The organism is Methylobacterium sp. OAE515 (assembly GCF_041806315.1).
Lineage (GTDB): Bacteria > Pseudomonadota > Alphaproteobacteria > Rhizobiales > Beijerinckiaceae > Methylobacterium > Methylobacterium tardum.
In genome coordinates this window covers 3241023-3267831 of the sequence record NZ_JBGMUV010000001.1, presented here as the reverse complement: position 1 = coordinate 3267831, position 26809 = coordinate 3241023, and the positions used below count along the sequence as shown (strand labels likewise).

Below are 26809 nucleotides of genomic sequence, written 5' to 3'. Positions count from 1 at the left end.
AACCGTCGCCACGAAGAGCCACCGTCACGGGCCGTCACACGATGGAAAAGTTCACGATCCTGGAGGGCGTCGCGGCGCCCATGCGGACGATCAACGTCGACACCGACCGGATCATCCCGGCCAAGTACCTCAAGACGATCAAGCGGACGGGCCTCGGCAAGAGCCTGTTCGCCGAGATGCGCTACCGCGAGGACGGCTCGGAGAACCCGGATTTCGTGCTGAACCAGCCCGCCTACCGGAACGCCAAGATCCTGGTCGTCGGCGACAATTTCGGCTGCGGCTCGTCGCGGGAGCACGCCCCCTGGGCGCTCGCTGATTTCGGCATCCGCTGCGTGATCTCCACGAGCTTCGCCGACATCTTCTTCAACAACTGCGCCAAGAACGGCATCCTGGCGATCGTCGTGTCGCCCGAGGACCTAGAGAAGCTGTTCGAGGACGCCGAGCGCGGCGCGAACGCGACTTTGACGGTCGACCTGGAGTCCCAGACCATCAAGGGGCCGGACGGCGGCAAGCTGCATTTCGATATCGATGCCGGCCGACGGCACAACCTGCTGAACGGGCTCGACGAGATCGGCCTGACGCTGGAGCGCGCCTCGGCGATCGACGCCTACGAGCAGAAGCTCGCCCAGCGGGAATGGGCCTGATCGGCCCGAACTCTCCAGGACACCGGACGGCGGCCGCCGCGTGCCGAGGCGGCCGTCCATCAGCCCCCGGGGGGGCGTGGCGTTCAGCCGAGCCGCATCGACAGCTCGACATCCTCGGCGAACGGGACGGACAGGTAGCCGCTGGTCGGTGCGCGCACCCGGGCCAAGTAGTCGGGACTGTCATCCGCGTTGTCGGCGACGACGAGGCCGCCCGGCCGGAGACGGCCCTCCACGAGACTGAGGATCTCGGGATAGAGCCCCTTGGCGCCGTCGAGCAGCAGCAGGTCGACCGTGTCCGGCAGGTCGAGGCTCAGCATCTGGAGGGCGTCGCCTTCACGAAACTCGACGAGATCCGCGAGACCGGCGGCGGTCAGGTTCGCCTGCGCCCGGACCACCTTGGACGGCTCGAATTCGCAGGTGATCAGCCGGCCTCCACCGTTATCCCGCAGGGCTGCGGCGAGGTGGAGCGTCGAGAGGCCGAAGGAGGTGCCGAACTCGACGATCGTGCGGGCGCGGCATCCGCGCGCCAGCAGGTAGAGCAGCCGCCCGGTCTCGCGGGAGACCGCGAGCGGCATGTCCTTGAGACGGCCGTAGAAGTCACGGTAGCCGGTCTTGCTGCCCATCAGCCGCGCCCGCTCGTCCGGGGAAAGATCGGCGATGGCTGTCAGCGGTAAGGATGCCTCGGCTTGCGCGAAGAGACTGTCCAACACCGTCGAGACAGGGGGTTCGGCGAGGGTTGAGATCTGACGTGACATGGTCTGTTGCTTTCCGCCTTGGCGTTCGTCTGAACAAGACGCAGAGTACCGGCGCGCCCTGACCCTCGCTATTCGCGTTCCGAGCCCCGCCCCATGGCTGACCGTCCAAGTCTCGGAATTTCCAGACGAAAACAGCCCCGGCAGGCCCGCTCCAGCGACCTCGTTTCGGCCATCCTGGAGGCGGCCGCTCAGGTTTTGGCGCAGGTCGGGACCCAGGGCTTCACCACCGCGCGCGTCGCCGAGCGCGCCGGGGTCAGCATCGGCTCGCTCTACCAGTACTTCCCCAACAAGGCGGCGATCCTGTTCCAGCTGCAGAGCGATGAATGGCGGGACACCTCTGCGCGGCTCGCCGCCATTCTGGAAACCCGCGACACGCCGCCGGGCGAGCGGCTGCGCGCCGCCGTGCACGCGTTCGTGCGCTCGGAATGTGAGGAGGCGGCCATGCGTCGGGCGCTCGACGATGCGGCGCCGGACTATCGGGACGCGCCGGAGGCCGCGGAGCCGCAGCTGGCCGGCTCGCGAGTCTTCCGGGATTTCCTGCGCGAGGCGCTCCCCGGCACGGCCGAGCCGGACCGGCTCCGGGCGGGTGAGATCATCGCCATGGCCCTGGGCGAGGTCGGCGAGCGCATCTCGGAGCAGGCCTCCACGGAAGCGGCCCCGCAGGACTATGCCGACGCGCTGGCCGATATGCTCTGCGCCTATCTGGAGCGGCTCCGACGCAACGATCCGGCCGCCGCTCCGGGCTGAGCGCGGTGCGCCGACCGCGCTCAGGGTCGCGGCGATGCAGCCGGGTCACACGCTTCGTTAACCCTCATGTCGCCTGAATCCGCGCCCAGACTCCGCCCCCATCGTGAGGATCGCCAGAATGCCGAAGCACCCGACGGGACCGAGATTGGCGCGCGCGCTCGGGCTGCTCGCCGGCATCGCGGCCCTGCCGCTGGCGAGCCTGCCGGCATGGGCGGATTTCGACAGCTGCCTCGCCGGCATCCAGTCCCAGGCGGCCGCGGCCGGCGTCTCGGCGCAGACGTTCCGGGCCGCCACGAGCGGCATCAGCTACGACGACAAGGTCATCGAGCTGTCCCAGGCGCAGCCCGAGTTCAAGACACCGATCTGGGACTACATGGCGGCGCTGGTCGACGACGAGCGGGTCGAGGACGGCCGCGCGGCCATGCGCCAGAACGCGGCGGCTCTGGCCCAGGCCGAGTCGCGCTACGGGGTCGACCGCTACACGATCGCGGCGGTCTGGGGCGTCGAATCGAATTTCGGCAAAAATCTCGGCAAGATGCCGCTGGTGCAATCCCTGGCGACGCTGGCCTGCTCGAACAACCGCCGCCGGGACTTCTTCCGCGGCGAGTTGATCGCCACCCTCCGGATCATCGAGCGCGGCGACATCGCGCCGGAGCGGCTGACCGGCTCCTGGGCCGGCGCCTTCGGCCAGACCCAGTTCATGCCCACCACCTATCACCGCCTTGCCGTGGACGGTGACGGCGACGGTCGGCGCGACGTGGTCGATTCGGTTTCTGACGCCGTAGCCTCCACCGCCAATTTCCTGCATGTCGCCAAGTGGCAGCACAGCCAGGTCTGGGGCTACGAGGTGAAGCTGCCCCGCGGCTTCAACGTCGGCGCCGCCGGGCGCAAGAACAAGAAGCCGGTCGCCCATTGGGCGTCGCTGGGCGTCACCCGAGCGGATGGCCGCCCGCTCTCGGGCGACGGTCCCGCCGGGATTATCGCGCCCGCCGGAATCGACGGCCCGGCCTTCTTGGTGACGAAGAATTTCGACGCGATCTACTCGTACAACGCCGCCGAATCCTACGGCCTCGCCATCGCGGTCCTGTCCGACCGGCTGCGCGGCAAGGCCGGCGTCCAGGCGGCGTGGCCGACCGACGATCCGCCCCTGTCGCGGGCCGAGCGGCGCGATCTCCAGACCCGCTTGGCCGCCCGCGGCTACGATGTCGGCGAGCCGGACGGCAAGGTCGGCCAGAAGACCCGGGATGCCATCAAGGACGTGGAGCGTCGCCTCGGCATGACCCCGACCGGCCGGCCCGGCGGCAAGGTGCTGGAAGCCCTGCGCGGCGGATGAGCCGACGGCTGATCACGTCGGGCTCGCCGTTCGAGCGGGATTACGGTTACTCCCGGGCGGTCGTTGACGGCGATACCGTCTACCTGTCCGGGACGACCGGCTACGACTATGCCACGATGACGATGCCGGAAGGCGCCGCCGCGCAGGCCGAGGCCTGTTGGCGGACGATCCGGGACGTCTTGGCAGAGGCCGGATCCAGCCTCAGTGGTATCGTGCGCGCCACCTACTACGTCACCGACCGGAACGATGCCGAGGCGGTGCTGGCGGTCTGCGGCCGGGTGCTGGCCGATGTTCGACCGGCCGCCACGATCGTGATCGTGGCCGGATTGCTGCGCCCCGAGATGCGCGTCGAGATCGAGGTCACCGCGCGGATCGGGTAGCGGTGTCCGGATCCGGATCGCGCCGGCGGCGAAGCCCGGCGCGCCGTTCCGCTGGGCCGCAACGGCATCCGGCCAACCGGCCCGATCGTCCCCAGAGCCCACAGGCCGGCGCCGATCCCGCGTCGGAGGCCGGGCAAGGTCGAGCCGGTCCGCGGGGCCGTTCGCGTCCTCCGGGCGCGCGGAGATGAGGTGATCTCAGGTTCCGCTTCCAGGATGACGGCCCGTCATGGGGTCTGGCGGTTCCGCTTCGAAGAGAGCGATCACTTCGTTTCATCTTCAGATCTCATTGGCGCAACTTGTAGATCTAAATCCTGATCTGAAAAGCTTTCTTGACATGTCCGTCCAGATTTACCAGATCGCGCACCCGCATCGCTTACGTTGGCGATCTGCGGGAATGCATGATGTTCTTTAAATTATGGAAGAATAGCTTATCGCGTCGGCTCATGGCGCAAATTGCACTCACCGGATTAATTGTTGCACTTATGGGGGCTGCCGGTCTGCGGCTGTATTACCAGGAGACGCTGTCCGAGCGGCTGCAATCGCTCCGCGCTATCACGGAGCTGTTCACCAGCTACGCGCAGAATCTCGAGACCCGAGTGAGGAACGGGGCCCTGAGCCGGGAGGCGGCCCTGGCGGAGCTTGCCGAGACCGCCATGGCCATGCGCTTCGACGACGGCACCAATTACGTCGCCATCTACGCGATGGACGGCACGGCCGTGGCGGTTCCCGATCGCAGACTTGTCGGCAGCAATCAGCTGGAGACCCGGGTCAACGGCGTGCGCGTGGCCGGGACGCTTATGGACCTGCTGAAGACGTCCGATACGGCCATGATGACGTATCAATACGCTCGGCCCGGACATGAGGGTCTGTACGCGAAGACCACGTTCGCTGTCAGGTACCAGCCCTGGAACATCGTGATCGCAGCCGGGACCTACACCGATGACATCCGGGCTGCCTTTTTCTCGCTCGCGTTCGCGGCGATCGGCCTCCTCCTCGGCGTCGGCGCCCTCGGGATTGCCGGCTCGGTCCTGATCGGGCGCAGCATCACGCGCCCCCTCGACCAACTCGGTCGCCGCATGCAGACCCTCGCCGGCGGGGATGTCGCCGGTCCGGTCTCCGGGCTCGACCGGACCGACGAGATCGGCCAGATGGCCGGCGCCGTCGAGGTGTTCCGCCAGGCGCTGATCGACAAGGCCGAGCTCGACCGGGCGGCTGTGCGCGCGGCGGAGGCCGAGGCCCGGCATGCGCGGATCCTCGGCGACCTGACCCAGGCGTTCGAGACCCAGGCCGGAATCCTGATGACGGATGTCGCGGCGGCGGCCACGGAGATGCAGGCGGCCGCCGAGGCGATGACGCGGACCGCGTCGCACACGAGCGCGCGGGCCGCGCGCATGGCAGAGGCCGCGCAGGAGACGGCCGGAAGCGTTCAGAGCGTTGCCGCCGCCACCAAGGAGATGGCGCTCACCATCCAGGAGATTTCCGGGCAGATGGCGCAATCCTCGGCCCGGACGGCGCAGGCGGCGACCGAGGCCCAGCGCACGAACGCCCTCGTGGGTGACCTCGCCGACGGGGCCGAGCAGATCGGCGCGGTCGCCAGCCTGATCGCCGGCCTCGCCCGTCAGACCAACCTGCTGGCGCTCAATGCCACCATCGAGGCGGCCCGGGCCGGCGAGGCGGGCCGGGGCTTCGCGGTCGTGGCGGCCGAGGTCAAGGCGCTGGCCGAGCAGACCGCGGCCGCCAACGAGGAGATTGCGGCGCGAATCGGCGCGGTTCAGGCCTCGACCCGGCAGGCCGTCGACGCGATCCAGGGGATCGGCCGGACCGTGGACGCAGTGAGCGGGCTCGCGACGACGGTCGCGGTCGCGATCGAGCAGCAGGGCGCGACCACCGAGGAGATCGTGCGCAGCGTCGCGCGGGCCGCGGAGGGCACCGAGGCGGTCACCGGCAACATCGCCGACGTGTCGAAGGGGGCCGAGGAGACGGGCGGCGCGGCCGAGCAGGTGCTCGGCACCGCACGCGGCATGGCGCGCAAGTCCGAGCGGCTCTCCGCCGAGATCCAGCGGTTCCTCGATGGCATCCGGGCCGCCTGAGTGCCGCGTATCAGCGGACGAGCAGGACGATCGGCCATGAAAAAACCGGCCCGGCTGAGCCGGACCGGTCTGAAAACAGGGTCACCGCTTGTTGGAGCGGGCGCCCGGGCAGCTTACTCGGCGGCGGCGGGCGCCCCGGCCGGCGTGTCCTTGGCCTTGTAGCGATCGGTCCGCTCGACGATACGGGCCGACTTCCCGCGGCGGTCGCGCAGGTAGTACAGCTTGGCGCGGCGCACCTTGCCGCGGCGGGCCACCTTGATCGAATCGATCATCGGGGAATGCACCGGGAAGACGCGCTCGACGCCCTCACCGTAAGAGATCTTGCGAACCGTGAAGCTCTCGTTGAGGCCACCGCCCGAGCGGGCAATGCAGACGCCCTCGTAGGCCTGAACGCGGGTGCGCTCGCCTTCCTTGACGCGGACGTTGACGATGAGCGTGTCGCCCGGCTCGAAATCCGGGATGGTCTTGGCGAGGCGCGCGACTTCCTCGCGCTCCAGCTGCTCGATGATGTTCATGGCATAGCTCCGGCCGTCGCGCCGTTTCGCCCCTCATGGGCGATCGGCGCCAGGATTTCGGCGATCCTGTTGTGAGTTGGCCGGCTCTCTACAGGATCGTCGCCGGCTTGTCGATTGGGTCGCGGGCGCGATCGGCCGGCGGGGTCATGGTGATGATACCGGCCCGTCATTCTGTGGCGCCGAAAGCGAGCCCGGACCCGCAGGGGCATGCCGGAGGCCGGCAATCCAGATCCGCGGGCGGTGGAAGGTCTGAGCGCCCTGGCGGCTCTGGACTCCGGGCTCCGCTGCGCGGCCCCGGAATGACGGGGCATGACAGGGCGTATGCCCCGGCCCGGTGAGCCTGTGCCGGCGACCTGCCTTCAGGCGGGAGTGTTTCCCTGCGGGAGGGTGTCCTAGGCCGGCTTCACGCCGGCCTCGGGCAGCACACAGGCGGACAGGAAAGCCGCCAGGTCGTCGGTGATGTGGTCGATATGCGCGTCGCGAACCGCTTCCTGCTCGAACGCCTCGCGGTAGGGGTCGGCGATCTTCGGGACCACCAGTACGGTCGCCATGCCGAGGTCATGCGGCACGGCGAGGTTGCGGGCGATGTCCTCGAACAGGGCGGCGCGGGTCGGTTCGACCCCGTGGGTCCGGAGGAACCGCTCGTAGGTCGAGCGCTCCGGCTTCGGGACGAAATCGGCGGCGGCGATGTCGAACACGTCCTCGAAATGGTCGAGGATGCCGAGCTTGGACGCGACGTTCTCGGCGTGCCGGCGCGACCCGTTGGTGAGGATCAGCTTGCGCCCCGGCAGCCGCTCGATCGCGTCACCGAGATCCGGGTCGAGCTTGATAGTCGAGTGATCGATGTCGTGGGCGAAGTCGAGGAACTCGTGGGGATCGACCCCGGCCTCGACCATCAGCGCCTTCAGGGTCGTGCCGTAGCGGTGATAGAAGTGCTTCTGGAGGGCGCGGGCCGAGATCCCGTCCAGCCCGTAGAGCTTCATGACGTAGAGCGTGATCCGCTCGTCGACCTGCGGCCAGACCCGGGCGTCGCTCGGATAGAGCGTGTTGTCGAGGTCGAACACCCAGGTGTCGACATCTGCGAAGCCGCGCGCCGCGGCGGTGGTGAACTGGGCCTTGTCGGGGTGGTGCACCGGATCCCTTTGGCTCGTGGTCCCCTGTGGACAAGTCTGGACCGAGACGGTCAAGCTCGCAAGGCCGGCCTGCACGAGGTCGGTCCGGGGCACGACAATGCGCCGGCAGGGCGGAAGTTGCCGCCCCGCCGATGGGACCGGTCCTGGTGCGGCGCTCAGCCCCGCCGGATCAGGGTGCCGGCGCCGTAATCGGTGAACAGCTCCAGCAGCACCGCGTGGTTGACCTTGCCGTCGAGGATGACGACCGCCTCCACGCCCCGCTCAATCGCGTACATGCAGGTCTCGATCTTCGGGATCATCCCGCCGGTGATGGTGCCGTCGGCGATCAGGCGGCGGCAATCCTCCACGGTCAGCTCGGGAATCAGCTTCTTGTCCTTGTCGAGGACACCCGGAACGTCGGTGAGCAGCAGCAGGCGCTTGGCCCGGAGCGCCCCCGCGATGGCGCCCGCGAAGGTGTCGGCGTTGACGTTGTAGGTCTGCCCGTCCGCCCCGTAGGCGACGGGCGCCAAGACCGGGATCAGCTCGGCCTTCAGGACGGCGTCGAGGACGCCGCGCTCCACGTGATCCGGCTCGCCGACGAGGCCCAGATCGACGGTCTGCTCCACGTGGCTCTCGGGATCCACGACGGTCTTCATCGCCCGCTTGGCCCGGACCATGTTGCCGTCCTTGCCGCACAGGCCGACCGCCCGGCCACCCTCGGCGGAGATCCAGCCGACGATCTGCTTGTTGATCAGGCCGGCCAGGACCATCTCGACCACCTCGACGGTGGCCTCGTCGGTGACGCGCAGGCCGCCGCGGAACTCCGACTGGATGCCGAGCCGGTCGAGCATCTTGCCGATCTGCGGTCCGCCGCCGTGCACGACGATCGGCTTCAGACCGGATTGCTCCAGCAGGACGATGTCCTCGGCGAAATCCTCGGCGGCGGCCCGGTCGCCCATGGCGTGGCCGCCATACTTGATCACCACGATCTCCTGGTCGTAGCGCTGCATGTGGGGCAGCGCCTGAGCCAGGACCTCGGCGCGCACGTGCACGTTCGGCAATTCGGTCATCGCAGTCCTTCGCCGATCCTCGGGTCGGGTCTCGGGGGCGGGGCGCTTCTACAGGAAGCCGCCCGCGCTGCGAAGCGGCATCGGAGCGGTGCGCACGCCAAGCGGGCGCGGGGGTGCGCCGTCGATAAACGGTCATCCACCAGGTTGTTGCATCCGGGCGCAGGGCCGGAGGAGATCCAAACGCGGTCGGGTTGCATCGTCGCGGCACTCGGACCATGCTGCGTTGCAGCAAGCCGCTGGGCGGGCTGCCGGGAGGGCCGGATGCGGAGTGCGATCATCGAGGCGGGCTCTGTCGGCGCGATCCCGGAGACAGGCTCGGCCGATTCCGGCGGTCCCCGGCGCGCCGCGAACCGGGCATCCACATGTTGCTGCATCGGGCGAAGGGAAGAGCGCCGGGCGGAGGCCGTGTCTTGATCATCGCCGCCGCGCTCCGGGTGCCGGCATCCTCAGGTCCGGATCTCGCCGGCCCGGAGAAGATGTCTTCGGCAAACCGGCGCACCGCACGTAGACGGGGTCCGGCCGTCGCGGCGCAACTGTGGCTTTCTGATGATCGTCCCAGCGTTACGACAGCCGGTCGAGTCATCCAATCTTGGCATTGTGGCCACGGGAATTGGATAAGCTGCTGATGAATACATGTCACAGCCTCCGGCAATTTCGCCGCGAAGGGATGACCTCGCGTTGGGGCTGGTTGGACACCGCAATGGTGCCACAGTAAGGGGTGAGAGGGTACTCACTCGTCGAGAGCCGAGCCGACTTCCGATAACGAGCGTGTGCGAACCGAACGTGACACAACGTACAGACATTGCGATCGTCGGACGCGCATGCCGACTGCCCGGGGCCCCCAGCGTCGATGGGCTGTGGTCACTCCTGTCCGAAGGACGCTGCGCCGTCAGCAAGGTGCCGGCCGACCGATTCTCCCTGGAGCGGTTCGCCCACCCGCGCGCCCATGAGCGCGGCAAGAGCTACACCTGGGCGGCGGGCGTCATCGACGACGTGTGGTCGTTCGATCCGGCGGTGTTCGGCATCTCGCCCCGCGAGGCCGAGCAGATGGATCCGCAGCAACGGATGCTGCTGGAGCTGACCTGGGAAGCCCTCGAGGATGCGGGCCTGCGCCCGTCGAGCGTGGCCGGCAGCAATATCGGCGTGTTCGTCGGCGCCTCCTCGCTCGATTACGGCAACCTGCGCATCCTCGATGCGCCGTCGGGCGACGCCTACGCGGCGACCGGCAACACGCTCTCGATCATCTCGAACCGCATCTCGTACATCTTCGACCTGAAGGGCCCGAGCTTCACGGTCGACACGGCCTGCTCGTCCTCGCTCGTCGCCTTCGACAACGCCGTCCAGGCGATCCGCTCCGGCCGCGTGGACACCGCCGTCGTCGCCGGCGTCAATGTCCTAGCGAGCCCGTTCAACTTCATCTGCTTCTCGACCGCGCAGATGCTCTCGCGCACCGGCCTGTGCCAGGCGTTCTCCAAGAACGCCGACGGCTACGTGCGCTCGGAGGGCGGCGTTGTGTTCGTGCTGCAATCGGCCGAGGCCGCGCGGCGCAACGGCGCCACGGTCCGCGCCATGGTGGCGGCCTCGGGGATCAACTCCGACGGGCGCACCACCGGCATCTCCCTCCCCTCGGGCTACGCTCAGGGCGCCCTGCTAGAGAAGGTCTATCGCGAGGCCGAGATCCGGCTCGACGACCTCGCCTTCATGGAGGCGCACGGCACCGGCACGCCGGTGGGCGACCCGATCGAGGCCTCGGCCATCGGCTCGAAGCTCGGCCGCGGCCGCCAAGCGCCGCTGCCGATCGGCTCGATCAAGACCAATATCGGCCATACCGAGCCGGTCTCGGGCCTCGCCGGCCTGATGAAGGCGACGCTGGCGCTGGAGCACGACCTCGTGCCGCCGTCGCTGCACGCGGCCGAGCTGAATCCCGAGATCCCGTTCGACGAGCTCAACCTGCACGTGGTGCGGGAGGCCATGCCGATCGGCCGTGGTTCGCGCGAGCGCTTCGCGGGCGTGAATTCCTTCGGCTTCGGCGGCACCAACGCCCACGTCGTCATCACCGACGCCCCCGCCTGGGCGAAGCCGGCCGAATCGGCTCCCAAATCGTCCGCACAGGTGCTGCTGCTCTCGGCCCAGAGCCGGGCCGCGCTGAACGAGCTCGCCCTCGACTACGCCGAGCGCCTCGAGGCCGAGCCCGCGCAGGCCGCCGCCATGGCGGCCGCCGTGGCGCATCGCCGCGAGCGCATGCCGGCCCGCCTCGCCGTCGCGCTGGACGGCAAGGCCGACGTGGCCGCGGCCCTGCGCGCCGTCGGCGAGGGCGAGGATAGCCAGGACGCCTTCACCGGCACCGCGGTCGATCGGGTCGCCGAGGTCGCCTTCGTCTACTCGGGCAACGGCAGCCAGTGGGCCGGCATGGGCCGCGAGGCCTATGAGGAGAACGCGGCCTTCCGCGCGGCGTTCGACCGGATCGACACCCTGTTCCAGGGCTATTCGGACTGGTCGCTGAAGGACGCGCTCTACGCCGACGACCTCGACGAGCGCTTGGTCCTGACCAGCGTCTCGCAGCCGCTGATCTTCGCCATCGAGAGCGCCTCCACGGCCGCCCTCAAGGCCAAGGGCCTGATCCCGTCCTACGTCCTCGGCCACAGCGTCGGCGAGATCGCGGCCGCCGAGGCCGCCGGCATCCTGAGCCTGGAGGACGCGGTCCGGGTCATCTACTACCGCAGCCACCACCAGGAGACGACGCACGGCCAGGGCACCATGGCGGTGCTGCTGATGCCGTCCGAGGAGGTCGAGACCTTCCTCAAGGATTACCCGACCCTCGACATCGCCGCCTACAACAGCCCGAAGGCCGTCACGGTCGCGGGCCCGGTGGCCGATATCGACGCCGCCCTCAAGGCCCTGTCGCGCAAGCGCCGCCGCGGGCGCAAGCTCGACCTCGCCTACGCCTTCCACGGAAGGCTGATGGACCCGACCGAGAAGCCGCTGCTGCGCGACCTTGCCGGGCTCAAGGCCCAGGCCGGCACCACCGCGATGGTCTCGACCGTCACCGGCTCGGTGCTGGACGGCAGCCATTTCGGCGCCGGCTACTGGTGGCGCAACATCCGCGAACCGGTGCGGTTCTCCGAGGCCGTGCAGGACGCCACCCGCCGCGGCGCCCGCGTCTTCGTCGAGGTCGGCCCGCGCGCGACCCTGATGTCCCATGTCGGCGATGCGGTCGAGCCACTCGGCATCGAGACCGCAACGGTCGGCGTGATGCACCGCAAGGCCTCCGGCGGCGATCCGATCGCCAAGGCGGTCAGCGCCGCCCTGGTCCAGGGCGCGCAGGTCGACGAGACCCTGCTGTTCGGCGACGCGCCGAAGGGCGACGTGCGCCTGCCGACCTATCCGTGGCAGCGCCGGCCGTTCCGCCTCGCCGACACCACCGAGGGCGTCGGCGCGATGAGCCCCCGCCCCTACCACCCGCTGATCGGGTCGCGCACCACCTTCGACGGCCTGGAGTGGAACGGCTTCGTCGATCCGGCGACCGTGCCCGAGCTGGAAGACCACAAGGTCGACGGCCAAGTGATCATGCCCGGCGCCGGCTTCGTCGAGATGGCGCTGTCCTGCGTCCGCGAGGCGCTGCGCGACGACGAAGTCGTACTGGCCGACTTCGAGATCGTCGCGCCGATGGTGTTCGCCGAGGACGCCCTGCGCGAGGTCGCGGTGCGTCTGTCGGGCTCCGGCAACGGCATCCAGGTGCTAAGCCGTCCGCGCCTGACCCAGACGCCCTGGCAACTCCATGCCCAGGCCAAGATCGTCGAGGGCACCTTCTCGGCCCCGAAGACTCCGGACCTCGACGGCTTCAGCTTCGAGACCGCGGGTGAGCACGTGCTCTCCGGCGATGCGCTCTACGCCAAGGCCCTCGCCTCAGGGCTCGCCTTCGGGCCGAGCTTCCAGCAGGTCGCCATGAGCGCCCGGCTGGACGACGCCACCATCGTGTCCGACCTGCTGCCGGCCGAGCCCGACAGCCGCTACGCCCTGGTGCCGAACCGGCTCGACGCCTGCTTCCACGGGCTGATCCTGCTGTTCGCCGACCTGCTCGGGGAGAACGGCGGTAAGGCCTACATCCCGGTGCGCTTCGGCGAGGTCCGGCTGCTGCGCCCCGGCGCGGTGATCGCCCGCTCGATCATCCGCACCCGCCGCTGCAACGAGCGCTCGATCCTGGCCGACTTCACGCTCCTCGACGCCGAGGGCGCCGTGGTCGCCACGATCCGCGAGGGCCGGTTCCAGGCCCTGCGCGCCAAGAACGGCGGCGACCTCGCGGCCTTCGCGATCTCGCAGGTCCCGGAACTCGCCACCGAGCCGACCGCGATCCCGATGGAGCGCCGGCCGAGCGTGGCCGCGCGGCTGCGTCCACTCGCCGCCGAAGCGAAGGGGCCGTCCGACGCCGCCCTGTCGCCGGGTCACCTCCTGCTGGAGGGCTGGGCCACGTCGCTCGCCTACCGCCTCGCCTCCGGGCTTGCGCAGGGCGAGACCGTCTCGGTCACCGACAGCCGCGTGCCGGAGGCTCTGCGCCCCTGGCTTCTGAACGCCCTTTACGCCCTCGAGAGCAGCGGCCTCGCCGAGCGCGCCGGCCAGAATTGGACGCTGGGCGACGGCTCCGCCCTGCCGGCGCCCGACGAGATCATGCGCTGGATCGCGGGTGACCACCCGGATCTCTCGGCCGAGCTGGTGCTGATCGCCGACGTCGGAGCCCTGGTCGACCGGCTGCTCGCCGGGAAGCTGACCGACGCGCCGGCCCTGCCGCAGGGGGCGATCGACGCCTTCGTGCTGCGCTCCGCCACCGCGCGCCACGGCGCCGACGTGGTCGCCAGCCTGATCGAGCGGAGCCATGCTCAGCTTCCGAAGGAGCGGGCGCTTCGGGTTCTGCAGGTCGGGTTCGGCCCGCTCTCGGCGCAGACCGCGAGTTTCGCGGCCGCCGCCGAGGCCCGGCTCACCGTCTTCGAGACCGACCGCAGGCTCGCCGAGCGCGCCCGCCTGTCCCTCGGCCGCGCCGCGGCCGTGGTCGAGACCGCCGAGGAGCTCGCTCCGGCGAGCTTCGACCTGATCCTGGCGTCCGGCAGCCTGCACCGCGGCGACCGCGCCCTGCCTGGCCAGCTCGCCGGGGCGCTCGCCACCGGTGGCCTGCTGGTGGCCGTGGAGCCGGGGGCTTCCCTGTTCCGCGACCTCGTGTTCGGCCTCACGGCCGGCTGGTTCGAGGAGGCCGCAGGCGGCCTGCCCGTGGGCCGGCTGGAGGATATCGAGGGCTGGCAGCGGACGCTCAGCGCCCACGGCCTGGTCAAGGTCGAGGTCGAGCGTGCGGCCTCCGCCAACGGCGACGACCTGCTGCTGACCGCCGAGGCGCCGGTGCGTCCGGGCCCGGCCCCGGCGCAGAGCTTCGCCTTCGTCATCGGTTCGGACGACGAGTTCGCGGCCGAGACCGCCTCCTCCCTGGCGACCCTGCTGGTCGCGGGTGGCGTGCACGTCTCGATCATCCTCGACTCCGAGACCTCGCTGATGGAGCTGGAGAAGGAGACCCCCGACACGGTGGTGTTCCTGGCCGGCGCCTTCACCCGCGGCGGCGAGGCGGCCGAGCGGCTGCGCGACCGCTGCCTCAGCCTCAAGCGCTGCTCCGAGCATCTCGGCACCCGTCAGACCCGCCTCTGGGTCGTGGCGCCGGGGGCGACCCGCGATCGCGGCGGCCAGACCACCAATATCGAGGCCGGCGTGTGGGCCTTCTCCCGCACGCTCGCCAACGAGGCCCCAAACCTCGACGTCCGGCGCATTGACCTCTCCCCCGAGATGTCGTCGAAGCGCGCCTCCGAGCGCCTGCGCGACCTCATCCTCTCCGGCACCCCGGAGACCGAGATCGTGCTGGACGACGAGCGGACGCAGGTCGTGCGCTTCCACGCCGGTCGGCCGCAGCACCGGGATCCGGCGGATCTGGTCCCGGCCGAGGCCGCGCGGCTCGAGCGCAGCAACACCGGCGGCCTGAGCGAGATGGTCTGGGGTCCGGCCGAGCGCCGCGCCCCCGGCAAGGGCGAGATGGAGATCGCGGTGGAGGCCACCGGCCTCAACTTCCGCGACGTGCTCTGGGCGCTCTCGATGCTCCCCGAGGAGATCCTGGAGGACGGCTTCGCCGGTCCCCGCCTCGGCCTCGAATGCGCCGGTCGCGTCACGGCCGTCGGCCCGGGCGTGAAGGGCTTCAAGGTCGGGGACCCGGTCGTCGCCTTCGCCCAGTCGGGCTTCGCGACCCACATCGTGGTGCCGGACCTTGTCGTCGCGCCGATGCCGCAGGGCCTCGACCCGATGGCGGCCGCCACCGTGCCGGTGGCCTTCCTCACCGCCTATTACGGCCTCGTCTCCTGCGCCCGGATGCGGCGCGGCGAGTGGGTGCTGGTCCATGGTGGCGCGGGCGGCGTCGGCCTCGCGGCCCTGCAGATCGCCAAGCTCAAGGGTGCGCGGGTCATCGCCACCGCGGGCTCGCGCGAGAAGCGGGCGCTCGTGAAGGCGCTGGGCGCCGAGCACGTGCTCGACTCCCGCTCCCTCGCCTTCGTGGACGAGGTCCGGGCGATCACCGGCGACGGCGTCGACATCGTGCTGAACAGCCTGTTCGGCGAGGCGATGGAGCGCTCGCTCAACGCGCTCCGGCCGTTCGGCCGCTTCGTCGAGCTGGGCAAGCGCGACTACGTCGCCAACACCCATATCGGCCTGCGCCCATTCCGGCGGAACCTCAGCTACTTCGGCGTCGACCTAGACCAGGTGATTCAGCACCAGGGCGACGACGGCGCGCGGATGTTCCGCGAGGTCATGGCGCTGTTCAACGACGGCGGCCTGAAGCCCCTGCCGTACCAGCCCTTCACGGCGGCCGAGACCTCGGACGCGTTCCGGCTGATGCAGCAGTCCGGCCACATCGGTAAGATCGTGATCAGCCCGCCCAAATCCGGCACGATCATGAAGGATACGGCCCGGCCGTTCACGGTCTCGGCCGAGGGTGTCCACCTGCTGACCGGCGGTCTCGGCGGCTTCGGCCTGGAAGCGGCGCGGTGGTTGATCGACCGCGGTGCCAAGCACCTCGTGCTCGCCGGCCGCAAGGGCGCGGCCACCGACGAGGCCAAGGCAATCGTCGCGGAGCTCACCGCGCGCGGCGTGACCGTCGAGGCCAAGGCCGTCGACATCACCAGCCGCGCCTCGGTGGACCGGCTCATCGCCGGGATCGAGCAGGGCGGCAAGAAGCTGGCCGGCGTGCTCCACGCGGCGGCGGTGCTGCAGGATGGCCTGATCTCCAACATCGACGCCGCGGCGCTCGACGCGGTAATCGGCCCGAAGGTGGTCGGCGCGCAGCACCTCGATGCCGCGACCCGCGACCGGAGCCTGGACTACTTCGTCCTGTTCTCCTCGGCGACGACCTTCATCGGCAATCCGGGCCAGGGCTCCTATGTGGCCGCCAACGGCTTCATGGAGGGGCTGGCGCGGCAGCGTCGCCGCCGTGGCCTGCCCGCTCTGGCGGTAGCCTGGGGTGCCATCGGTGATGTCGGCATGCTCGCCCGCAACAAGGCGGTCATGGAGGGCCTCGCCGGCCGCGTCGGCGTCACGCCGATGGAGGCCCGCCGCTGCCTCGATCTGATGGCCGAGGCTCTGGGCAGCCAGGGCGCGTCCCCCGACGAGGCGGTCATCGCCATCGCGGCGATGCACTGGGGGAAGGCGCGCGAGCGTCTCGCCACCATGCGCTCGCCGAGCTACGCCGAACTCGGGTCGGACCAGCAGGCCGAGGCCGGCGGTGTTCAGGCGATCAACATCGCGGCGCTCCTCAAGGGCGGCGACCTCGACGTGGTCCGCAAGACCGTGTCGGACGCGATCGTCGAGGACATCGCCCGCATCCTGCGCCTGCCGAAGGACGATATCAGCCGCGTGCGCCAGCTCTCGGAGATCGGCCTCGACTCGCTGATGGGCGTCGAACTCGGCGCCAGTCTGCAGGAGCGCTTCGCCCTCGACGCGCCGCCCGCGGGCCTGTCCTCGGGCATGACCGTCAACGAGCTGTCGGAGTCCTTAATTCAGGCGGTTTCCGCGCCCATGGACGAGGCGGCCGGCGTCGCGATGAGCCTTGTCTCGAAGCATGTCGGCGGTGAGGTCGATGCGCAGATGATCGCGCCGCTCAAGGAACTCATCGAGCAGACGTCCAGCGGAATCAAAGAGACCAACTCATGACCGATACGGCACGGCCGGACGGCGGGCGCGCGGCGCTCGCCGGCTTCGTGACCAACCGGCTCGGGCGCGCCACGCCGCGCCCAGCCCCCGTCAAGGCGGCCTCCCCGGCCGGCAAGTCGGCGGCGCAGAACTTCGAGAATCTGCCGGGCTACCGTGAGCTGAAGCTCCAGCGCCAGGCGGCCGATCTGATCGGCCTGGGCAACCCGTTCTTCCGCGTCCACGACGCCAAGGCCGGGGCCACGACGCGGATCGACCAGAAGAGCTTCACCAACTTCTCATCCTACGATTACCTCGGCCTGAACGGCCACCCGCGGGTGAGCAACGCCGCCCGGGAGGCGATCGAGGCCTACGGTACCTCCGCGTCGGCGAGCCGCGTGGTCGCGGGCGAGCGGCCCGGGCACATCAGCCTCGAGCAGGCGCTGGCCAAGCACTACCACTCCGAGGGCTGTGTGGTGATGGTGAGCGGGCACGCCACCAACGTCACGACCATCGGCGCCCTCCTGGAAGCGGGCGACGTGATCTTCCACGACGCGCTGTCTCACAACAGCATCGTCACCGGCGCCCAGCTCTCGGGCGCGCAACGGCGCTCCTTCGCGCACAACGACCTCGACGCCCTGGAGACCCTACTCCAGTCGACCCGCCACGAGCACCGCCGGGCGCTGATCGTGGTCGAGGGCCTCTACAGCATGGACGGCGACGCGCCGGACCTCGCCGGGCTCGTCGCGCTCAAGAAGCGCTACGACGCGTGGCTGATGGTCGATGAGGCCCACGGCCTCGGCGTCACCGGCCGGACCGGTGCGGGCCTGTTCGAGCATTGCGGTGTCGACCCCAAGGAGGTCGACATCTGGATGGGCACGCTGTCGAAGACGCTCTCGACCTGCGGCGGCTACATCTGCGGCCCGATCGCGCTGATCGAGTACCTGAAGCACTCGGCCGGTGGCTTCGTCTATAGCGTTGGCATGTCACCGCCGCTCGCTGCGGCCGCCGAGGCGGCGCTCGCCGTGATGCATGCCGAGCCGGAGCGGGTCGAGCGCCTGCGCCAGAACGGCACGCTGTTCCTGGCGACCGCCAAGAAGCTCGGGCTCGACACCGGCTTCAGCCTGGGTCTCGCGGTGGTGCCGATCATCGTCGGCGACTCGCTGAAGGCCGTCACCCTGTCGGACCGGCTGTTCCGCCGGGGCATCAACGTCCAGCCGATCATCCACCCGGCGGTGCCGGAGCGGGCCTCGCGGCTGCGCTTCTTCCTGACCTCCGAGCACACCCCCGACCAGATCCGCGACACGGTGAACGCGGTGGCCGAGGAGCTGGCGGCGATCGACAAGGGCGGCTCGCTGATCGAGCAGCTGCTCGCCAAGCGGGTGTGACAAGCGGCCGGGATCCAGAGCACGGGATCCCGGATCGAACATTGCAATGCGAAACGGGGCGCGGATGGAATCCGCGCCCCGTTTCGCATTCAGGCAAGGAGCAGTTGCAAATCAGATCAGCGCAGCCTCTCCGTCATCACGAGCAGAGCGATGTGAACCATGACAGCGCCACATCGGGAGATGTGGCGCCTCTGGGCTGCCTGGCTCCGCTCGAAAGGCCGGCAATGCCACAGGACCATCGCGGGATTGACGCTCCGATGGTCGCCGGTCCGCAGGCCGGCGCCGCACCTTACTTCGCGTAGTAGTAAGCGGTCGCGACCGAGGAGAGCGGCCCGGTGGCGCTGCTGAAGGCGGAGAGCACCTTGGAGACCTCGGTGAACGGCGCGTTCGAGACGTAGATGAGGTCGCGGTTGCGCATCCGGAACGCCTGGGAGACGAACAGGCTGTTGGGGTCGCGCATGTCGATCCGGTAGACCACCGGCACGAGCGGCGTGCCGAGCAGCCGCGAGCCCGGGCTGAGCCGGCGCACGACGCTGGCGGGTTCGAAGCGGAAGATGAACGTGCCGGCCGGGTCGGCGGCGAAGTCCGACAGGCCGCGCGCCTTGGCGAGCGCCTGCGCCAGGGTGATGCCGTCGGCCTGGAACGGCAGCTCGGTGCTGTTGCCGAGCGCGCCGACCGCGATGAAGGTCTGCGGATCGCGCACCAGCGTGAGCACGTCGTTGGGCCGCAGGTAGATGTTCTCCTTGGGGTTGGACACCACCGTGGTCAGCGGCACCGTGGCGGTGACCGGCCCGCGCGACAGCCGCACGAAGGTCTCGTTGACCGGCGCGCGGTTGCCGCCGGCGGCGGCGATGACGTCGAGGATGCGGTCGCCGTGGCCCGAGAGCGGCAGGCGGGCGCCGGACGCGCCCTCGCCGGTGACGGTCACGGCCTGGCTGATCGGCCGGGTGACCGAGACCAGCACCTGCGGCTGGATGGCTTTGCCGGCGAGTTCGGTCTCGATCAGCGCCTGCACGTCCTGGGTGCGGCGGCCGGCGACCTTGATGCGGCCGGCATAGGGCACCGAGATGGCGCCGTCGCGCCCGACCGGCTGCTCGGGGATCAGGGCGGACTTGGAGCCGGCCGAGAACCGGTCGGCGACCAGCGGCCCGGAGAACAGGCCGCCGGAGCCGGCTTCCCAGACTGAGACCGAGACCATGTCGCCAATGCCGATGACCGGCTCGGTCGAGGGGCGGTGATCGCCGAACGAGGCGAGCAGGCTGTCCAGCGGCCGGCCGCGCAGGGCCTCGACCACGCTCGGCGTGACGTCGATGATCTCGTAGCGCGCCAGCAGCCCGCCGTCGGCGGTCGCCACCTCCGCTCCCGCCTGGATCGCGCTCGCCGTCGGACCCGCCGCGGGCAGGTACGTGCAGCCGCCGATCGATCCCGCCGCCAGTGCGGCCACGAAGGCGGTGCGCGTCGTCTTACGCAGCATCACAGAGACTTCTCCTCGCCGAACCTCCTGCCATCGCTGGCATGGGCCGGGACATCCAGTTTGACCGCCAAACGCTGCGATCGCTTTAACGGCCGCGCCGAACCTGCGGCCGTCTCGCGGACGGTCGCGCTATCGGTCGGCAATGCGTCACCAGCGTGGCACGGCCACGCTTATGGCGTGCAAGCTTAACCTTATCATGTCCGAACGGACATGTCCGCAGGCGCGGCGGCGAGGGCGCCGCGCAGTGCCCGCCCCAAGGCATCGGCGGGGATATCGACCCGGCGCGGCGTGTCCGACGCGCGGCCGAAGCGGAACAGGGCGTACTCGGTGGTCCGGCCGCCGAAGCCCGGCTTGCAAGTCGGCAGAGAGGGCGCGTGGTCGCCGAACACGCAGAGCGTCATCGTCTGGCGACGCTCGCGGGCCAGGGCATCAAGTCCCGCCACGAGGGCCTCGACCATCCGCCCGGTATTGGCGACGTGGTGGAGATACTGCGCCTGCGGGTCGTCGAGCCCGGGCAGCCGACCGGGCTTCCAGGGACCGTGATTTTCCATGGTGACGCAGAACAGGAACAGCGGCGTCGGTCGGGCCCGCACCTCGGCCAGCAGGCGCTCGCCCAGGGCGACGTCACCGACATACGGACCGACCCGCGGCGCCTCCGCGAAGGCCTCACCCATCACGAGGTCGGCGAAGCCGAACGCCTCCATGATCTTCGCCCGGCGGAAGAAGTCCCGGTGGAACGGATGGAGGAACAGGGTCGCGTAGCCCCGGGCCCGAGCGAGACGGGCGAGGCTCGTCGGCTCGTCGCCGCTCCGGGACGTGTAGGGATCGTACCGGCCGAAGCCGAGGCTTTCGGAGGGCCGGCCGGTGAGCACCGCGTGCTCGCTGCGCATCGTGTAGGCGCCGTGCGCCGGGACCTGAAGACGGCCGTACTGCGCGGCCCGCGTCCGGAACAGCTCCATCGCCGGCAGCGCCGCACCGCCGAGCCGCTCCGGGTCGATGAAGGATTCGAGCTGGACCACCACCACGACGTCGTCGCCCGGCCCGGGGGGCAGCGTCGGCGCTTCGGGCACCGGCTCGCCCCCGGCCAGCGCCCGGGCGGTGTAGCCGAGCAGGCTCGCCGGAAGGCCGACCCGGGCCACGTCCGCTTCCAGGTCGGGGCTCGGGAACCAGCGGGCGATCAGCCTGGAAAGCGGCGGGCGCGGCGCGGCCTTGACCATCAGCCAGAGCAGCAGCGGCAGGCCGAGCAGGGCGAGGATGCGCGGCAGAGTGGAGTCGGGCAGCACGCTCGGCTCGGTCCGGTACCACAGCACGGTGGCGGCCAGGGTGAGCAGAACGGGCACGGAGATGCGCGGATCCCACAGCGGCGGGATGTAGTAGAGCTGCGGGTGGCGCGGCACCTGCGGCAGCAGGGCGAAATCGCTGAACAGCAGCGGCTCGCCGATCACCGAGCGCTTGGCGCGGCTGACGACGATCAGGATCGCCACGGTGATCACGCAGGTCAGCCCGGCGAGCCAGGGCCGCCAGGAGAATTCGAACCAGAACAGCAGGATCAGCAGGTAGCCGGTGAGCCGCAGGCCGAGGTCGCGCGGCGCGAGGCTCGCCCGGGTGATCGCGTCGCCGACGAGCACCTCCAGGGCTAGGCAGACGGCGAGCGCGAGGCCGGTGGCAATGAGGAAGGTCGTCAAGACTCGGGCACTCGGCTGGAGACGGGCCTGCTCGCCGCCGGGCTAAGGTCCGGCGGGAAACAGCGCGTCGGAGCAAGGGTTTGCGAGTCGCTCCTGATCCGGATTGATCGGGGGCGGCCCGGGGCGTGCTGCTGAATCTCGACCTTAGCAGCGCGCGCTATCGCTTTGGTGTCACAGCAAGGTCTCGGAATTCCGGTGTCTCGGCCCGGGATCCGTCTCACCGCGGGCCGCCTCCGGTCTCGCGGCCGACGCCGCGCCGGCTGCGCAGCGCCCGCACGATCGGATTGAGGAGCCCGTATCGAGCCCGCATCATCAGGTGGGCCGCCCGGCCGATGGACAGGGCGCTGCGCGGCGCCGCGTCCCGGGCCGCGCTGAGCCGGTCGAGGAGCTGCTCCGGGGTGCACGGCTTCATCGCCACGGGATCGAGGTAGCGCGGATAGAGGATCATCGCCCCGGCCACCAGCGCGTCGAGGCTCAGCCGGCGGCCCCGGTCGGCCCCCGGCGCCAGATCCTCCGACAGGCCCCAGCCCGCGTAGAAAGGCCGGCCGTGCGTCGCCACGGTGAGGCCGCGGATCAACGCCTCGAAGCCGGCGAGCGACGTCATGGTCTCGACGTGGTGCACCCGGTCGAGCAGGTCGACGATGCTGATGCCGGCGACGATCCGGTCGGCCAGGGTCAGCGCCTCCGCCTCCGGGATGATCCCCGGGCGGAAGCCGGCCTCCACGTCGGGATGCGGCTTGTAGAGCAGGAACGCGTCCGGGTTGCGTCGTCGGGCCGCCTCCAGGAGCGCCCGGTTCGAGCGGACCAGCGGCGAGCCGTGCCGCACCGAGGCATCGTCCTCCACCTGGCCGGGGACCAGAACGATCCGCCGTCCGGCCGGCCAGTCGAGCGACGCGGCGTCCAGGCCGACATTGTACTTACTGAGCCGGCGCGCCACGACCTCCTCGCGCAGGCGGCGTGCCCGGGCAACGAGATCCGGGGTGAAGTCCGCCTCGGCGAGCAGCCGCTGGAGGCGGCTCTCCCGGCGCGGATCGTAGTAGATGCCGAGATCGTCGACCACGATGGAGGCGCCGGGCTGCAGGCTGGCGCCGAGCCCGACGGAGCGCAGGAACCCGTCCTCCACCCGGGCCAACGGCAGCCCGGCCTGCGCGCAGGCCGCCTCCAGCTGTCCCGGCGCCCGGGTCGCCCAGGCGAGGACGCGCCCGCGATGGCGCCGACCAGCCTTGATGGCGGCCTCGGTGGTCATGGTGTGGATCGGGCGCCCGGCGGGCCCGGCCCCGAGCACGTCGAGGGCCGGCCGCTTCCAGCGCGACATCCCGACATAGATGACCCGCCGGTCGTTCTCGGAAAAGCGCGCGGCGAGCCACGCCACCCGCTCGGCGCAGGCTGCGCGCTCGATCGGCGCCCGGGTCCAGGGATCGAGGTAGTGGACGCCGCCCTCCCCGCCGAGCGGCACGCCGTCGAGGCTGATTCTCAGGGAGGCGAAACCGGTCTCCGGCGCATCGTACGGGCTGAGGAGCGGCCCGGGGGCGACCACGAGGCGCCGGCGGCCCGCCAGGGCCAGCAGACGCCCGGCCGGACTGCCGGCGCCCCAGACCGCGCCGACTGCTCGGGAGTGCGCCGGCGCGAAGGCGAGGCCCGTCGCGGCCTCGATCTCCGCCCGCAGGCGGCGGATCGTGCGGCCGGTCGCGTAGAGCGACGGGGTGGGTTCAGGGGCCATGGTCGGCGCGTCCGGCTCCGGTCGGGCGAGGTGGTGGGCCGCCTGTAGCGCATTTTCGTCGGCGTGGGATGGCCGTGCAACGCGGGGACAACCGCGGCCGACGTCACCGCCGCCACGACCTGGAAAGGATTTGGACATATCGTCGCCGCGATTGCCGGCCTAATCCGAACCTCGAACCGCGGACGCGCCACCGTTGCAGACGGGCCACGCCGACGCGGAAAAACCGTGCTGCGGCACGGCTTTGGATTGCCGGGCCGTCAGGCTCCGTGCCACCTGATTGTCTCTCATCGGCCCGGCACGTCCGGGCCAGGGTCAAGGATAGAAGCGCCGCGGAATGCAACAGCCCGCCCCCGACGCCCTCCGTGACCGCCCTGCGACCTTCCTCTTCCTCCAGGGCATCGCCACGCCGTTCTTCTCCGATCTCGGAAAGGCGCTGCGCGCGCGGGGGCATCAGGTCCGGCGCATCAATCTCTGCCCCGGTGACTGGCTGTTCTGGAGCGGCGAGGCGGACAATTACCGCGGCCGCCGCGAGGCCTGGGGCGCGTATCTCGAATCCTATCTCGACCGCGAGAGTGTCACCGATATCGTGCTGTTCGGGGATTGCCGTCCGTTCCACAAGGCCGCCCGGATGATTGCCGAGTATCGCGGCCTGCGGGTGCACGTGTTCGAGGAGGGCTACATCCGCCCGAACTGGATCACCTGCGAACTGGGCGGCGTGAACGGCTTCTCGTCGCTGCCGCGGACGGCCGACGAGGTCCGGGCCCTGGCGCGGCGCCTGCCGCAGCCCGGTCGGGCGATGCCCTCCACGGGGGACATGGCCCGCCGCAGCGTCTGGGACGTCGGCTACAACCTCGCCAACGTCCTGTTCCCCTATCTCTTCCCGCATTTCCGCAGCCACCGGCCGACCCATATCGCGGCCGAATATGCGGGCTGGATCAAGAAGTTCACCCGCCGGGCCCATACCCGTCGCGAGGCCGCGCGCTGCGACGAGATCTACCGTGCCGTCGGCTGCGACTACTTCCTGCTGCCGCTCCAACTCGACAGCGACTACCAGATCCGGGTCCACTCGCCGTTCCTCGGCGTCGAGGGCTTCATGGACCGGGTGATCAAGTCCTTCGCGGACGCCTCCGCGGCGCCGACGCGTCTGCTGGTGAAGCTGCATCCGCTCGACAGCGGCCTGATCAATTGGCGCAAGTTCGCCCGCGCCTCGGCCCGCCGCCATGGCGTCAGCGACCGGCTCGACTTCATCGACGGCGGCGACCTTCCGGCCCTGATCAAGGGCGCGCGCGGCGTGGTCATCGTCAACTCGACGGTGGGCATGCTGTCGCTGGAGATGGGCTGCCCCACCCACGCGGTCGGCAGCGCGATCTACAACATGGCCGGCCTAACTCATCAGGGCGACCTCGACGGCTTCTGGAAGAGCCCGACGGCGCCCGATATGGGCCTGATGGCCGATTTCCGCCGCGTCGTGCTGCATCGGACCCAGGTCAACGGCGGCTTCTTCTCTAAGGAGGCCATCGACCGGGCCGTGGCCGGCTCGGTGCCACGGATGGAGGCGGCGCTGCCCGATTCGATGCTGGCGGCGGCGCGGGCGATCCGCGAAGCGGCCGAGCGGGACGGCGAACTCGCCCCGGTTTACTGACCGAAATCCGCGCCGGCGGAGGGATCCGGGGCCTTTGACACGGCTTTCACCGTCGGTGAGCCCGTCCCGACCTTGATCTTTCCACGCCCGACGGCGTAACCCGCCCCATGCCCCGCATTCTGATCACCGGCGCGTCGAGCGGCATCGGCGCTGCGCTGGCGCGCCACTACGCGCAACCCGGCGTCAGCCTCATCCTCGTTGGCCGCAACGCCGAGCGCCTGGACATTGTGGCCCGCGACTGTCGCGTCAGTGGCGCCACGGTCGACGCCGCCCGCCTGGACACCCGCGACCGGGCCGATGCTGTGGCGCTCGTGCGCCGGTCGGACGCGGAGGCGCCCCTCGACCTCGTCATCGCCAATGCCGCGGTGAACGGCGGCAACCAGGAGGGGCAGGTCGAGGCCGAGGACGTGGCCTTCGAGACCGCCGACATCAACTACACCGGCTCGCTCAACGTCGTGCTGCCCAGCCTGACGCTGATGCTCGAGCGTGGGCGTGGCCAGATCGTCCTGCTGTCGTCGCTGGCTGCCTATGCGCCGCTGCAGGACGCGCCGGCCTATAGCGGCGCCAAGGCGGCCCTCGTTGCCCACGGTCTGGCGCTTCGGCAAAAGGTCGGGCCCCGGGGCGTGAAGGTCAACGTCGTGACGCCGGGCTACGTGAAGACCCCGATGGGCGGTGAGCTGAAGGGCTGGCGGCCGCTGGAGATCAGCGCCGAGGAGGCCGCCGTGCGCATCGCCAAGGGCATCGCGGCCAACCGTGACGTGATCGCGTTCCCGTTCATCCTCGCGGCCCTCGCCCGCACCGTGCTGCTCCTGCCGGAGAATGTCCGCAAGGCCGGGCTCTACGCCTTCCGGTTCCAGCGGCGGAAGCGCCGCTGATGGCGCGGCCCCGGATCGCGCTGTTCGTCCTGGAGGCGCTGCCGAACGCCCGTGTGGTCCGCCGGCTCGTCGCCGATTACCGGGCCGACATCGCCTTCGTGGGCCTCTCCAACGCCGAACGGCCGTCGAGCGGCGGCCTGACGGGCCAGATCCGGCGGCACCTCGCGCGTTCGGGCGCCGGCATCCTGCCTTACCTTGCGGTCAATTTCGGCCTGCCCGACCTGCTGCGGCCCCTGGCGCCACTGACCCAGGCGGTGGCCGGAAGCGGCGACGCGCCCGAAGCGACACCCCTCAAGACCCTGTGCCGACGCCTCGGCATACCGACTCTATCGATCGACGACGTCAACGGTCTCGAAGTCGCGCAACGGCTGCGCGAGGCGGCGCCGGACCTGATCCTGACCTACCATTTCGACCAGATCCTGAAGCCGGAGACGATCGGGCTGGCGCGGCTCGGAGGCATCAACGGCCATCCCGGCCTGCTGCCTCGTCACCGCGGCCCGGTGCCGACGATCCACGCCCTGGCCGAGGGCCCCGGCAGCTTCGGCATGACGCTGCACCGGCTGGCCGCCACGATCGACACCGGGGCGATCCTCGCCCAGGAATCCGTGCCCCTGCCCCCCGACACCACCGCAACCCGGGCCGCCGTGGCGCTGCACGCTCACGGGCGCGGCCTGCTGGACGGGCTGCTGGACACAATTGCCCGGACCGGCGCGATGCCCGAGGGCCAGACCACCGCGGTGCTGCCCTACTGCCCGTTCCCGGACCGGGCGATGCTGGCATCCCTGCGCCGCCGGGGCCTACGGCTGACCGACGGTCAGGATCTCCGGGAGGCGTTGAGCCTCTCCGGGACGGTGAGGTGAGCATCAGATTCTGAGTTCGCGCGGCTCGGTGTCTGCGCGCGCGCCGTCATTCCGGGGCGACGCAGGCGAGCCCGGACCCGAAGGGGCACGCCGGAGGCGGGCAATCGAGACGCACCCGCGATGCGAAACCTTGTCGCGTCGGCGGTTCTGGATCCTGGGCTCCGCTCCGCGGCCCCGGGATGACGGAAACGGTTTTCGGGACCGCTAGTTTTGCGTGCAGATCGGGATCCTGCTGCGTCTCTGACGGCCACGTCTCGCGAAGCGGCTGGAGGTTGAGCCCAAGAGCTCGCCGGACGTGATCTTAACCGGTCGTTAAG

At 70.3% G+C, this 26809-nt stretch carries 17 protein-coding genes; 10 read left to right on the top strand and 7 right to left on the bottom strand.

The features are described 5' to 3' along the window. Positions 1 to 41 precede the first annotated feature (41 nt). A complete protein-coding gene (leuD, locus tag ABIE45_RS16030; protein WP_192710982.1) occupies positions 42 to 644 on the top strand; it encodes a 3-isopropylmalate dehydratase small subunit in 603 nt (200 codons plus the stop codon). 83 nt (positions 645 to 727) lie between these two features. Here leuD and ABIE45_RS16025 read toward each other — a convergent pair whose 3' ends face one another. Next, complete coding sequence (locus ABIE45_RS16025; RefSeq protein WP_192710981.1) at positions 728 to 1399, bottom strand: O-methyltransferase; 672 nt, start codon at positions 1397 to 1399, stop codon at positions 728 to 730. A gap of 93 nt (positions 1400 to 1492) precedes the next feature. Between ABIE45_RS16025 and ABIE45_RS16020 the strand changes: the two genes are divergently transcribed. The 4 genes from ABIE45_RS16020 (at position 1493) to ABIE45_RS16005 (ending at position 5949) form a co-directional block, all read left to right on the top strand. Further along, a complete protein-coding gene (locus tag ABIE45_RS16020) occupies positions 1493 to 2146 on the top strand; it encodes a TetR family transcriptional regulator (RefSeq protein ID WP_192710980.1) in 654 nt (217 codons plus the stop codon). A gap of 118 nt (positions 2147 to 2264) precedes the next feature. Beyond that, complete coding sequence (locus ABIE45_RS16015; protein WP_192710979.1) at positions 2265 to 3479, top strand: lytic murein transglycosylase; 1215 nt, start codon at positions 2265 to 2267, stop codon at positions 3477 to 3479. Beyond that, entirely contained in the window at positions 3476 to 3859 is a 384-nt protein-coding gene (locus ABIE45_RS16010) for a RidA family protein (protein ID WP_192710978.1), read from the top strand. Before ABIE45_RS16015 ends, ABIE45_RS16010 begins: the two co-directional genes overlap by 4 nt. Positions 3860 to 4341: 482 nt before the next feature. Further along, positions 4342 to 5949, top strand: a complete 1608-nt coding sequence (locus ABIE45_RS16005; protein WP_373622378.1) for a methyl-accepting chemotaxis protein — start codon at positions 4342 to 4344, stop codon at positions 5947 to 5949. A 113-nt stretch (positions 5950 to 6062) separates the two neighbouring features. Here the strand turns inward: ABIE45_RS16005 and rplS are convergent, their stop codons facing one another. The 3 genes from rplS to argB all read right to left on the bottom strand — a co-directional run bounded on the left by rplS (position 6063) and on the right by argB (position 8646). Continuing rightward, positions 6063 to 6464 (bottom strand): 50S ribosomal protein L19, encoded by a 402-nt coding sequence (gene rplS, locus ABIE45_RS16000; protein WP_192710976.1) that lies wholly within the window; start codon positions 6462 to 6464, stop codon positions 6063 to 6065. A gap of 392 nt (positions 6465 to 6856) precedes the next feature. Next, on the bottom strand, positions 6857 to 7597 hold the full coding sequence (locus tag ABIE45_RS15995; protein WP_192711042.1) for a pyrimidine 5'-nucleotidase: 741 nt from the start codon (positions 7595 to 7597) through the stop codon (positions 6857 to 6859). A gap of 155 nt (positions 7598 to 7752) precedes the next feature. Continuing rightward, on the bottom strand, positions 7753 to 8646 hold the full coding sequence (gene argB, locus ABIE45_RS15990) for an acetylglutamate kinase (RefSeq protein ID WP_012317957.1): 894 nt from the start codon (positions 8644 to 8646) through the stop codon (positions 7753 to 7755). A 783-nt stretch (positions 8647 to 9429) separates the two neighbouring features. On the opposite strand from argB, the gene ABIE45_RS15985 reads away from it, so the two are divergent. Together ABIE45_RS15985 and ABIE45_RS15980 are read left to right on the top strand one after the other, a co-directional pair. Continuing rightward, a complete protein-coding gene (locus tag ABIE45_RS15985; protein WP_192710975.1) occupies positions 9430 to 16872 on the top strand; it encodes a type I polyketide synthase in 7443 nt (2480 codons plus the stop codon). Next, positions 16869 to 18236: an aminotransferase class I/II-fold pyridoxal phosphate-dependent enzyme gene (locus ABIE45_RS15980; RefSeq protein WP_192710974.1), complete on the top strand. Its 1368-nt coding sequence runs from the start codon at positions 16869 to 16871 to the stop codon at positions 18234 to 18236. The genes ABIE45_RS15985 and ABIE45_RS15980 overlap by 4 nt, the downstream gene beginning before the upstream one ends. Positions 18237 to 18525: 289 nt before the next feature. Here ABIE45_RS15980 and ABIE45_RS15975 read toward each other — a convergent pair whose 3' ends face one another. The 3 genes from ABIE45_RS15975 to ABIE45_RS15965 all read right to left on the bottom strand — a co-directional run bounded on the left by ABIE45_RS15975 (position 18526) and on the right by ABIE45_RS15965 (position 23115). Then, positions 18526 to 19710: a polysaccharide biosynthesis/export family protein gene (locus tag ABIE45_RS15975; RefSeq protein WP_373622376.1), complete on the bottom strand. Its 1185-nt coding sequence runs from the start codon at positions 19708 to 19710 to the stop codon at positions 18526 to 18528. Positions 19711 to 19904: 194 nt separating this feature from the next. Next, positions 19905 to 21395, bottom strand: a complete 1491-nt coding sequence (locus ABIE45_RS15970) for an alkaline phosphatase family protein (RefSeq protein ID WP_192708781.1) — start codon at positions 21393 to 21395, stop codon at positions 19905 to 19907. A 217-nt stretch (positions 21396 to 21612) separates the two neighbouring features. Beyond that, a complete protein-coding gene (locus tag ABIE45_RS15965; protein ID WP_192708780.1) occupies positions 21613 to 23115 on the bottom strand; it encodes a capsular biosynthesis protein in 1503 nt (500 codons plus the stop codon). Positions 23116 to 23449: 334 nt separating this feature from the next. Here ABIE45_RS15965 and ABIE45_RS15960 point away from each other — a divergent pair, with 334 nt between their 5' ends. The 3 genes from ABIE45_RS15960 (at position 23450) to ABIE45_RS15950 (ending at position 26492) form a co-directional block, all read left to right on the top strand. Further along, a complete protein-coding gene (locus ABIE45_RS15960; protein ID WP_192708779.1) occupies positions 23450 to 24757 on the top strand; it encodes a capsular biosynthesis protein in 1308 nt (435 codons plus the stop codon). Positions 24758 to 24864: 107 nt separating this feature from the next. Beyond that, entirely contained in the window at positions 24865 to 25632 is a 768-nt protein-coding gene (locus tag ABIE45_RS15955) for an SDR family NAD(P)-dependent oxidoreductase (RefSeq protein WP_192708778.1), read from the top strand. Continuing rightward, entirely contained in the window at positions 25632 to 26492 is an 861-nt protein-coding gene (locus ABIE45_RS15950; protein ID WP_192708777.1) for a formyltransferase family protein, read from the top strand. Before ABIE45_RS15955 ends, ABIE45_RS15950 begins: the two co-directional genes overlap by 1 nt. Positions 26493 to 26809: the final 317 nt, after the last annotated feature.

Bases quoted from the DNA above. Each gene is read 5' to 3' on its own strand.
- rplS (WP_192710976.1), bottom strand. From the start codon at position 6,464: ATGAACATCATCGAGCAGCTGGAGCGCGAGGAAGTCGCGCGCCTCGCC.
- ABIE45_RS15965 (WP_192708780.1), bottom strand. From the start codon at position 23,115: ATGGCCCCTGAACCCACCCCGTCGCTCTACGCGACCGGCCGCACGATC.
- ABIE45_RS16025 (WP_192710981.1), bottom strand. From the start codon at position 1,399: ATGTCACGTCAGATCTCAACCCTCGCCGAACCCCCTGTCTCGACGGTG.
- ABIE45_RS16015 (WP_192710979.1), top strand. From the start codon at position 2,265: ATGCCGAAGCACCCGACGGGACCGAGATTGGCGCGCGCGCTCGGGCTG.
- ABIE45_RS16010 (WP_192710978.1), top strand. From the start codon at position 3,476: ATGAGCCGACGGCTGATCACGTCGGGCTCGCCGTTCGAGCGGGATTAC.
- ABIE45_RS16020 (WP_192710980.1), top strand. From the start codon at position 1,493: ATGGCTGACCGTCCAAGTCTCGGAATTTCCAGACGAAAACAGCCCCGG.
- ABIE45_RS15955 (WP_192708778.1), top strand. From the start codon at position 24,865: ATGCCCCGCATTCTGATCACCGGCGCGTCGAGCGGCATCGGCGCTGCG.
- leuD (WP_192710982.1), top strand. From the start codon at position 42: ATGGAAAAGTTCACGATCCTGGAGGGCGTCGCGGCGCCCATGCGGACG.
- ABIE45_RS15980 (WP_192710974.1), top strand. From the start codon at position 16,869: ATGACCGATACGGCACGGCCGGACGGCGGGCGCGCGGCGCTCGCCGGC.
- ABIE45_RS15960 (WP_192708779.1), top strand. From the start codon at position 23,450: ATGCAACAGCCCGCCCCCGACGCCCTCCGTGACCGCCCTGCGACCTTC.
- argB (WP_012317957.1), bottom strand. From the start codon at position 8,646: ATGACCGAATTGCCGAACGTGCACGTGCGCGCCGAGGTCCTGGCTCAG.
- ABIE45_RS16005 (WP_373622378.1), top strand. From the start codon at position 4,342: ATGGGGGCTGCCGGTCTGCGGCTGTATTACCAGGAGACGCTGTCCGAG.
- ABIE45_RS15950 (WP_192708777.1), top strand. From the start codon at position 25,632: ATGGCGCGGCCCCGGATCGCGCTGTTCGTCCTGGAGGCGCTGCCGAAC.
- ABIE45_RS15975 (WP_373622376.1), bottom strand. From the start codon at position 19,710: ATGCTGCGTAAGACGACGCGCACCGCCTTCGTGGCCGCACTGGCGGCG.